An 8,162-nucleotide genomic window follows, 5' to 3' on the forward strand; every position below is an offset into this window, starting at 1 on the left:
GTTATTAGAGGTGCAGCGATCGTTCCCACGCTCCGCGTGGGAACGATCAGTACGATCAGTTGTGTGTGTTACTTATCGCGAATCGAAAAATTCGCCATATGCTCCAACCCTTTGATCAGCGCCGAGTGGTCCCAATTACCGCCACCAATCGCCGTGCAGGTACTGAACACCTGCTGCGTACCGGCCGTGTTCGGCAGGTTGATCCCCAGTTCCTTGGCCCCGGCCAGCGCCAGGTTGAGGTCTTTCTGGTGCAGGTTGATACGGAAGCCCGGATCAAAGGTGCCCTTGATCATGCGCTCGCCATGCACTTCCAGGATTTTCGACGAAGCAAACCCGCCCATCAGCGCTTCACGCACCTTGGCCGGGTCGGCGCCGTTTTTGGAGGCGAACAGCAGCGCTTCGGCCACCGCCTGGATGTTCAGCGCGACGATGATCTGATTCGCCACCTTGGCGGTCTGGCCATCGCCATTGCCGCCGACCAGGGTGATGTTCTTGCCCATGGCCTGGAACAGCGGCAGAGCGCGTTCAAACGTCTGCGGCTCGCCGCCGATCATGATGCTCAGGGTGCCGGCCTTGGCGCCGACCTCACCGCCGGACACCGGCGCGTCGAGGTATTGCGCGCCGGTTGCGTTGATCTTGGCGGCAAAGGCTTTGGTGGCGGTGGGGGAGATCGAACTCATGTCGATCACCACTTTGTTGGGTGACAGGCCGGCGGCAACGCCGTCGGCGCGGAACAGCACGTCATCCACCTGTGGGGTGTCGGGCACCATCACAATGATGAACTCGGCTTCCTGGGCGACTTGCTGCGGGTTGGCCAGGGCCACGGCACCGGCCGCGATCAGGGCTTCGGGCGCCTTGCCGTGATGCTCGGACAGGAACAGTTGGTGACCGGCCTTTTGCAGGTTGGCGGCCATGGGTTGGCCCATGATGCCGGTGCCGATAAATCCGATTTTAGCCATGATCAAAATCCTCTTTTTATTCTATGTGCAGTGCGGACAGGGTCCGCCAAACACTGAAGATCCACTGTGGGAGCGGGCTTGCTCGCGAAGGTCTTTCATTCAACATCTTCGTCGACTGACTCACCGCTTTCGCGAGCAAGCCCGCTCCCACATTGGGTCCTGTGTGTTGAGTTAGATGGCGTTATGGGTTTTGAGCCAACCCAGTCCCGCTTCGGTGGTGGTCAGCGGCTTGTATTCGCAGCCGACCCAACCGGCATAACCAATCCGGTCCAGATGCTCGAACAGGAAGCGATAGTTGATCTCCCCGGTCCCCGGCTCGTTACGCCCAGGGTTGTCGGCCAGTTGGATGTGGTTGATCTCACCTAGGTGCGCCGCCATGGTCCGCGCCAGGTCGCCTTCCATGATTTGCATGTGGTAGATGTCGTATTGCAGGAACAGATTGGCGCTGCCCACCTGCTCGCGAATCGACAGGGCCTGCGCCGTGTTGTTCAGGTAGAAACCCGGGATGTCGCGGGTATTGATCATCTCCATCACCAGCTTGATGCCCGCCGCTTGCAGCTTGTCGGCGGCGTACTTAAGGTTGGCGACAAAAGTCTTTTCCACGGTTTCGTCATCCACACCGGCAGGGCGAATCCCGGCCAGGCAGTTGACTTGGGTGTTGCCCAGCACCTGGGCGTAGGCGATGGCCAGCTTGACCCCGGCGCGGAACTCCTCGACCCGGTCCGGGTGGCACGCCAGGCCGCGCTCGCCCTTGGCCCAGTCACCGGCCGGCAGGTTGAACAGCACTTGGGTCAGGCCGTTGGCATCCAGCTGCGCCTTGATCTCGGCGGAGCTGAACTCGTACGGGAACAGGTATTCCACACCCTGGAAGCCGGCGTCGGCGGCCGCTTTGAAACGGGCGAGAAAGTCCTGCTCGGTAAACAGCATGGACAGGTTGGCGGCAAAACGCGGCATAGGGTTCTCCTTAATCGAGCAGGGAAATGGCAGTCGGCGCATCGTTGCCGACCAGGGCCAGATCTTCGAATTCGTTGACGGCGTTGATCTCGGTGCCCATGGAAATATTGGTCACGCGCTCCAGAATAATCTCAACAATCACCGGAACCTTGAATTCTTCGATCATTTCCTGCGCCTTGCGCAACGCCGGCTGGATCTGGCCCGGCTCGAATACGCGCAGGGCCTTGCAACCCAGGCCTTCGGCGACAGCCACGTGGTCGACGCCATACCCGTTGAGTTCCGGCGCGTTGAGGTTGTCGAAGGACAGCTGCACGCAGTAGTCCATCTCAAAGCCGCGCTGGGCCTGGCGAATCAGGCCCAGGTAGGAGTTGTTCACCACCACATGGATGTACGGCAGCTTGAACTGCGCGCCCACCGCCAGCTCTTCGATCATGAACTGGAAGTCATAGTCGCCCGACAGCGCCACCACTTTGCGGCTCGGGTCGGCCTTGACCACGCCGAGTGCCGCCGGAATGGTCCAGCCCAAGGGACCGGCCTGGCCGCAGTTGATCCAGTGGCGTGGCTTGTACACGTGCAGAAATTGCGCGCCGGCAATCTGCGACAGGCCGATGGTGCTGACGTAGCAGGTGTCTTTGCCGAACACCTGGTTCATCTCTTCGTACACGCGCTGCGGCTTGACCGGCACGTTGTCGAAGTGGGTCTTGCGGTGCAGGGTGGCCTTGCGCTGCTGGCAGTCATGCAGCCAGGCGCTGCGGTCCTTGAGCTTGCCGGCGGCTTTCCACTCGCGGGCCACTTCAATGAACATGGTCAGCGCGGAACCGGCGTCGGAAACGATGCCCAGATCCGGCGTGAACACGCGGCCAATCTGCGTCGGTTCGATGTCGACATGGATGAACTTGCGGCCTTCGGTGTACACCTCCACCGAGCCGGTGTGGCGGTTGGCCCAGCGGTTGCCGATGCCCAGCACCACGTCCGACTTGAGCATCGTCGCGTTGCCGTAACGGTGCGAGGTTTGCAGGCCGACCATGCCCACCATCAGCGGGTGATCGTCCGGGATCGTGCCCCAGCCCATCAGGGTCGGGATTACCGGGATGCCGGTGAGTTCAGCAAATTCAACCAGCAACTCGCTGGCGTCGGCATTGATCACGCCGCCGCCGCTGACCAGCAAGGGGCGTTCGGCCGCATCCAGCAGGGCCAGGGCTTTTTCCACCTGGATGCGCGTGGCCAATGGCTTGGCCAGCGGCAGTGGCTGGTAGGCGTCGATGTCGAATTCGATCTCGGCCATCTGCACGTCGAACGGCAGGTCGATCAGCACCGGGCCAGGGCGGCCGGAGCGCATTTCATAGAAGGCTTTCTGGAACGCGTAGGGCACTTGGCCGGGCTCCAGCACGGTGGTCGCCCACTTGGTCACCGGCTTGACGATGCTGGTGATATCCACGGCCTGGAAGTCTTCCTTGTGCATCCGCGCACGCGGGGCCTGGCCGGTGATGCACAGAATCGGGATCGAGTCGGCCGAGGCGCTGTACAGGCCGGTGACCATGTCGGTGCCCGCCGGGCCGGAGGTGCCGATGCACACGCCGATATTGCCGGCCTTGGTGCGGGTGTAGCCCTCGGCCATGTGCGAGGCGCCTTCAACGTGGCGAGCAAGGACGTGATCGATGCCACCGACCTTCTGCAAGGCCGAATACAGCGGGTTGATCGCGGCGCCCGGGATACCGAAGGCGGTGTCCACGCCTTCACGGCGCATGACCAGGACGGCGGCTTCGATTGCTCTCATTTTGCTCATGGTTTTGGTGCCTCTTGCGTTTTGTAATTGTATACAAGTGGTGTCTGGACAAAGTGTATTCACGGCGAGCGCCGCAGGTCAATGCATTTTGCAAAGTGGTCCTGGCGTTCGTCGGAAGCACTTTTTTCGACGTATGGAGCCTTTGTGCGAAAATACTGTATACAAAAATAAATATCATTGTGTTCTATTTGTTTGATCGAGCATCTGATCAAACAGACCTCCACCGCATTCCCAATAACAAAAGAAGGACGGCACCATGAGCGCTTTAACCTTGAAACTCGCCACCCAACTCGCCAGCCAGGCCCTCACCGCAGGCCGCACGATTTCGTCTGCGCCGCTGACCATTGCGGTGCTCGACAGCGGCGGCCACTTGATCACCCTGCAACGCGAAGACGGCGCCAGCCTGTTGCGCCCGCAAATCGCCATCGGCAAGGCCTGGGGCGCGATTGCGCTGGGCAAGGGCTCACGCTTGTTGGCCCTGGACGCCCAACAGCGCCCGGCGTTTATTGCGGCGTTGAACAGCCTGGGGCAGGGCAGCGTGGTGCCGGCACCGGGTGGGGTGTTGATTCGCAACCAAGACGGGCTGGTGCTGGGGGCGATCGGCATCAGCGGCGATACCTCGGATATCGATGAGCAGTGTGCGATTACGGCGATTGAGGGGGTGGGGTTGTTGGCGGATGCGGGGGTTTCGGCTTGATCATGTGGTGACTGCAAGGGCCTCTTCGCGAGCAAGCCCGCTCCCACACTTGACTGCATTCCACAGGTGGAACTCGGTCAAGTGTGGGAGCGGGCTTGCTCGCGAAGGCGGCGACTCGGTCTTGGCCCTAAACCCAAACTGCATCCCACAGCGGGTAGTCGCCAATCCGCTCTACCAACCCGGCTCGCAGTGGATTGGTCACCACATACCTGGCCATTTTTACCAAATCATCCTCCCTGCGCAGTGCTCGATCATGAAAACTGGTTTGCCAAAGCCTGCCTTTGCGCCCGGTTGCACCATTCACTGTTCGGGTACTTTTGGATTTTACCTGACACATTAAATCCCCCAACGAGCCTTTTTGCAGTTCGATCAGCCAGTGGAAGTGGTCTGGCATCACCACCCAGGCCAGTGAATTAGCCAGGCCTTGGTATTGGGCCAGTCTGAACTGCCAGACCACCAGGCGCCCGAGGTGAAAGTCGCCGAACAGTGGGACTCGTTCTTGGGTATTGGTGGTGATCAGGTAGATGCGGTTCGGTTCGCTGAACCGCTCGATGCGCAGGCGGTGTGAAGTCGCTATATCAGGCATTCCATGGCCTCTCTTCAGATGGGGTTCTGAGAGGCTAGATCTCGGTAGCTGATGCTGATTGGCAGGCTTTTGGCAGGATGTGTCTGGGAGGGCGCTTTCGCGAGCAAGCCCGCTCCCACATGGGTTTTGCGATGTTCATACAATGTATGTCTGGCGCGGTTCAAAGTGTGGGAGCGGGCTTGCTCGCGAATAGCACAGGCACCTCGGTCCATCAGCCCAACTCACACCCCTTCAACACCAACCGAATAATCGTCTGCGCCGCCGCCTCATAATCTGCCTCGTCCAGCTTCGCCTTGCCGGTGACCGCCGATATCTGCCAGTCAAAATCAGCATACGTCTGCGTTGCCGCCCAGATGCTGAACATCAGGTGATTGGGGTCAATGTTGGCGATCAGGCCGCGATCTACCCAGCTCTGGATGCAGTTGATGTTGTGCTTGGCCTGGGCGTTGAGCTGTTCGATCTGCTCGGGGCTCAGGTGCGGGGCGCCGTGCATGATTTCGCTGGCAAACACCTTGGAAGCAAAGGGCAGGTCGCGGGAGATGCGGATTTTCGAGCGGATGTAATTGCTCAGCACCACCGCCGGCTCGCCCTCGGGGTTGAACGGTGTGGAGGCGGCCAGGATCGGCTCGATAATGCTCTCGAGCACCTCGCGGTAGAGGTTGTCCTTGGACCTGAAGTAGTAATAGACGTTGGGCTTGGGCAGCCCGGCCTTGGCGGCGATGTCGCTGGTTTTGGTCGCGGCGAAGCCCTTGTCGGCAAACTCCTCGCTTGCCGCCCGCAGGATCTTTTCTTTGTTGCGCTCGCGAATGGTGCTCATAAACCAGGAGTTTCCTTGCCAGATCGGCGGTTGTGCATGGTAGCACCGGCTATCCGCGAGCCTCAAGAATGCGCCCGTAAAGCTTTGCGCCGCGCTATGCTCGGCCTTTCTCATTCTTATGGAAGCCCGATTGATGGCAGGAAGCAGCTTGTTGGTATTGATCGACGATATCGCCGCCGTACTCGATGACGTTGCGCTGATGACCAAAATGGCCGCCAAGAAGACCGCCGGCGTGCTGGGCGATGACTTGGCACTCAACGCCCAGCAGGTTTCCGGCGTGCGCGCCGAGCGGGAAATCCCTGTGGTGTGGGCGGTGGCCAAGGGGTCGTTTGTCAACAAACTGATCCTGGTGCCGGCGGCCTTGCTGATCAGCGCCTTTGCGCCGTGGGCGGTCACGCCGCTGTTGATGCTCGGCGGCGCCTATTTGTGTTTTGAAGGCTTTGAGAAGCTTGCGCATACCTTTTTGCATAAACGCACTGAAGAGCAGGCCCACCTGGTTGAAGCCGTGGCTGATCCGGCAACTGACCTGGTGGCATTTGAGAAGGACAAGATCAAAGGTGCAATTCGCACCGATTTCATCCTCTCGGCCGAGATCATCGCCATCACCCTGGGCACCGTCGCGGATGCGCCTTTGATGCAGCAGGTGGTGGTGCTGTCGGGCATTGCCATCGTCATGACCATCGGCGTGTACGGGCTGGTGGCCGGTATCGTCAAGCTCGATGACCTGGGCCTGTGGCTGACGCAAAAGCCCGGCCAGGCGGCGCGCAGTATCGGTGGGGCGATCTTGCGCGCCGCGCCTTACATGATGAAAAGCCTGTCGGTGATCGGCACAGCGGCGATGTTTATGGTCGGCGGCGGCATTCTCACCCATGGCGTGCCAGCCGTGCATCACTGGATCGAGAGCGTCAGTCAGAGCGTTGGCGGGCTGGCGTGGCTGATGCCGACGTTGCTCAATGCGGTGGCCGGGATTATCGCGGGGGCTGTTGTCTTGGCGGTGGTGAGCGTGGTCGGCAAGGTGTGGAAAACCCTCAAGGCTTGAAGAAATTACACTGTCCAGTCCTGACATAGGTTTACACCTATTTCAGCCTCAAAACGCCCGATGCACCGCATCGGGCGTTTTGTATTTCAGCGATAGATGTGGCCGCTCACTGTTATAGATATGCACGGATTGATCCACCATTCGCGCGGCTTCAGCCGCATCTTTGGGCCGATGCAAGAGAAACTCGGTTTTCAAAATCCCGTTCACTCGTTCGGCCAAAGCATTTTGGTAGCAGTCGTAACCATCGGTCATAGAACACCGGATACCGTGCTTTACATGCAGCCGCTGATAAAGCTCGGAGCAGTATTGGATGCCTCGATCTGAGTGATGAACAAGGTTTTGCTCTGTTTTTCTGCACTTGAGGGCTTTACTGAATGCCTGAATCACAGACTCCGTGTGCAAGCTTTCGTGAACATGATGCCCCACGATCTTCCGAGAGTAGGCGTCAGTCACCAAGCTCAGATAGGCCACGCCCGTTTGAGTGGGCAAGTAGGTGATATCGGCTACCCAAACTTGTTCTGGCGCCGTAGCAACTACCTGTGATGGCCCTTCTTTGAGCAGGTTGGGGTGCCTGTGAAAGCGATGATGACTGTTTGTCGTTTTGTGATAGGCCCGCTTTCGAGGAACCAACTCTCTGCGATCCCGCAAAATGTCGAAAAGGCAGTCTCGACCAACCTTTACCGGGGCTTCGGGCTCGCTATGCATGAGGTTATGAAGCTTTCGGGTTCCAAGCCTAGGTTGTCTGAGGCGCTTTTCGTGCACGAACCCCATAACCTTCTGAGCCTGGAGGGCTCGAGCATTACATGCTCGAATGCGTTTGTAATATGCCTGGCGGGATATCCCGATGAACTGGCAAGCCCGGCTGATACTCAGGTCTTGGACTTTCCTTTGGGAGAGGGCTTGCCGGATCGCTTTTTTACGACAGAGACACCAAAGTCATTCTTGAGTACATCAACAACGGCTTCGAAAAACTGAGCTTTCTGATTGGCTTGAGCGAGTTGCTCTTCAAGCTCTTTGATTCGCTGTTCGGGCGTCAGCGGCTTGTCGGGCTCATCCATGGAACGGGATCTCTTGGTACGAATGGACGCGCTTTGACTCCAGTTCTGTCGACCATGCCTGCGTAGCCAGTTCAACACCGTAGATTTGCCCTGGATGCCGTAGCGCTCTTGAGCCTCTTTATAACTCAACTCGCCTTTTTCGACCTGATCGACGACTGACAATTTAAAGGTCAGCGAGTAGTCACGCTGACTGCGCCTTTTTCCTGAATTCATTACGCCTTCCTGAGATTGGGTCAGAAGGTGTAAACCTTATTCAGGACGGGACA

Annotated in this window: 8 protein-coding genes; 2 read left to right on the forward strand and 6 right to left on the reverse strand. The window is 58.9% G+C overall.

From position 1 onward, the window contains the following. Positions 1–68 precede the first annotated feature (68 nt). The 3 genes from BFP92_RS05685 to gcl all read right to left on the reverse strand — a co-directional run bounded on the left by BFP92_RS05685 (position 69) and on the right by gcl (position 3,699). The gene (locus tag BFP92_RS05685; RefSeq protein WP_026013623.1) at positions 69–959 is read right to left on the reverse strand and encodes a 2-hydroxy-3-oxopropionate reductase; all 891 of its coding nucleotides are present in this window, start codon (positions 957–959) and stop codon (positions 69–71) included. Between the two features lie 171 nt (positions 960–1,130). After that, complete coding sequence (gene hyi, locus BFP92_RS05690) at positions 1,131–1,913, reverse strand: hydroxypyruvate isomerase (protein WP_065912472.1); 783 nt, start codon at positions 1,911–1,913, stop codon at positions 1,131–1,133. A 10-nt stretch (positions 1,914–1,923) separates the two neighbouring features. Next, positions 1,924–3,699, reverse strand: coding sequence for a glyoxylate carboligase (gcl, locus tag BFP92_RS05695; RefSeq protein WP_017136240.1), 1,776 nt, complete (start codon positions 3,697–3,699; stop codon positions 1,924–1,926). Between the two features lie 256 nt (positions 3,700–3,955). On the opposite strand from gcl, the gene BFP92_RS05700 reads away from it, so the two are divergent. Further along, positions 3,956–4,396: a GlcG/HbpS family heme-binding protein gene (locus BFP92_RS05700; protein ID WP_065912473.1), complete on the forward strand. Its 441-nt coding sequence runs from the start codon at positions 3,956–3,958 to the stop codon at positions 4,394–4,396. 127 nt (positions 4,397–4,523) lie between these two features. Here the strand turns inward: BFP92_RS05700 and BFP92_RS05705 are convergent, their stop codons facing one another. Continuing rightward, positions 4,524–4,982, reverse strand: coding sequence for an REP-associated tyrosine transposase (locus BFP92_RS05705; protein ID WP_065912474.1), 459 nt, complete (start codon positions 4,980–4,982; stop codon positions 4,524–4,526). Between the two features lie 211 nt (positions 4,983–5,193). Then, positions 5,194–5,799 (reverse strand): TetR/AcrR family transcriptional regulator, encoded by a 606-nt coding sequence (locus BFP92_RS05710; RefSeq protein WP_056857111.1) that lies wholly within the window; start codon positions 5,797–5,799, stop codon positions 5,194–5,196. A gap of 133 nt (positions 5,800–5,932) precedes the next feature. Between BFP92_RS05710 and BFP92_RS05715 the strand changes: the two genes are divergently transcribed. Then, positions 5,933–6,838, forward strand: a complete 906-nt coding sequence (locus tag BFP92_RS05715) for a DUF808 domain-containing protein (protein WP_065912477.1) — start codon at positions 5,933–5,935, stop codon at positions 6,836–6,838. 48 nt (positions 6,839–6,886) lie between these two features. Here the strand turns inward: BFP92_RS05715 and BFP92_RS05720 are convergent. Continuing rightward, positions 6,887–8,109 (reverse strand): IS3 family transposase gene (locus tag BFP92_RS05720; protein ID WP_122527355.1). Its coding sequence is split into 2 segments (ribosomal slippage): positions 6,887–7,758 and positions 7,758–8,109, totalling 1,224 coding nucleotides; the frame shifts between segments, so codons are not numbered across the junction. Positions 8,110–8,162: the final 53 nt, after the last annotated feature.

This window comes from Pseudomonas sp. 58 R 3 (assembly GCF_900006605.1).
Taxonomy (GTDB): Bacteria; Pseudomonadota; Gammaproteobacteria; order Pseudomonadales; family Pseudomonadaceae; genus Aquipseudomonas; species Aquipseudomonas salomonii.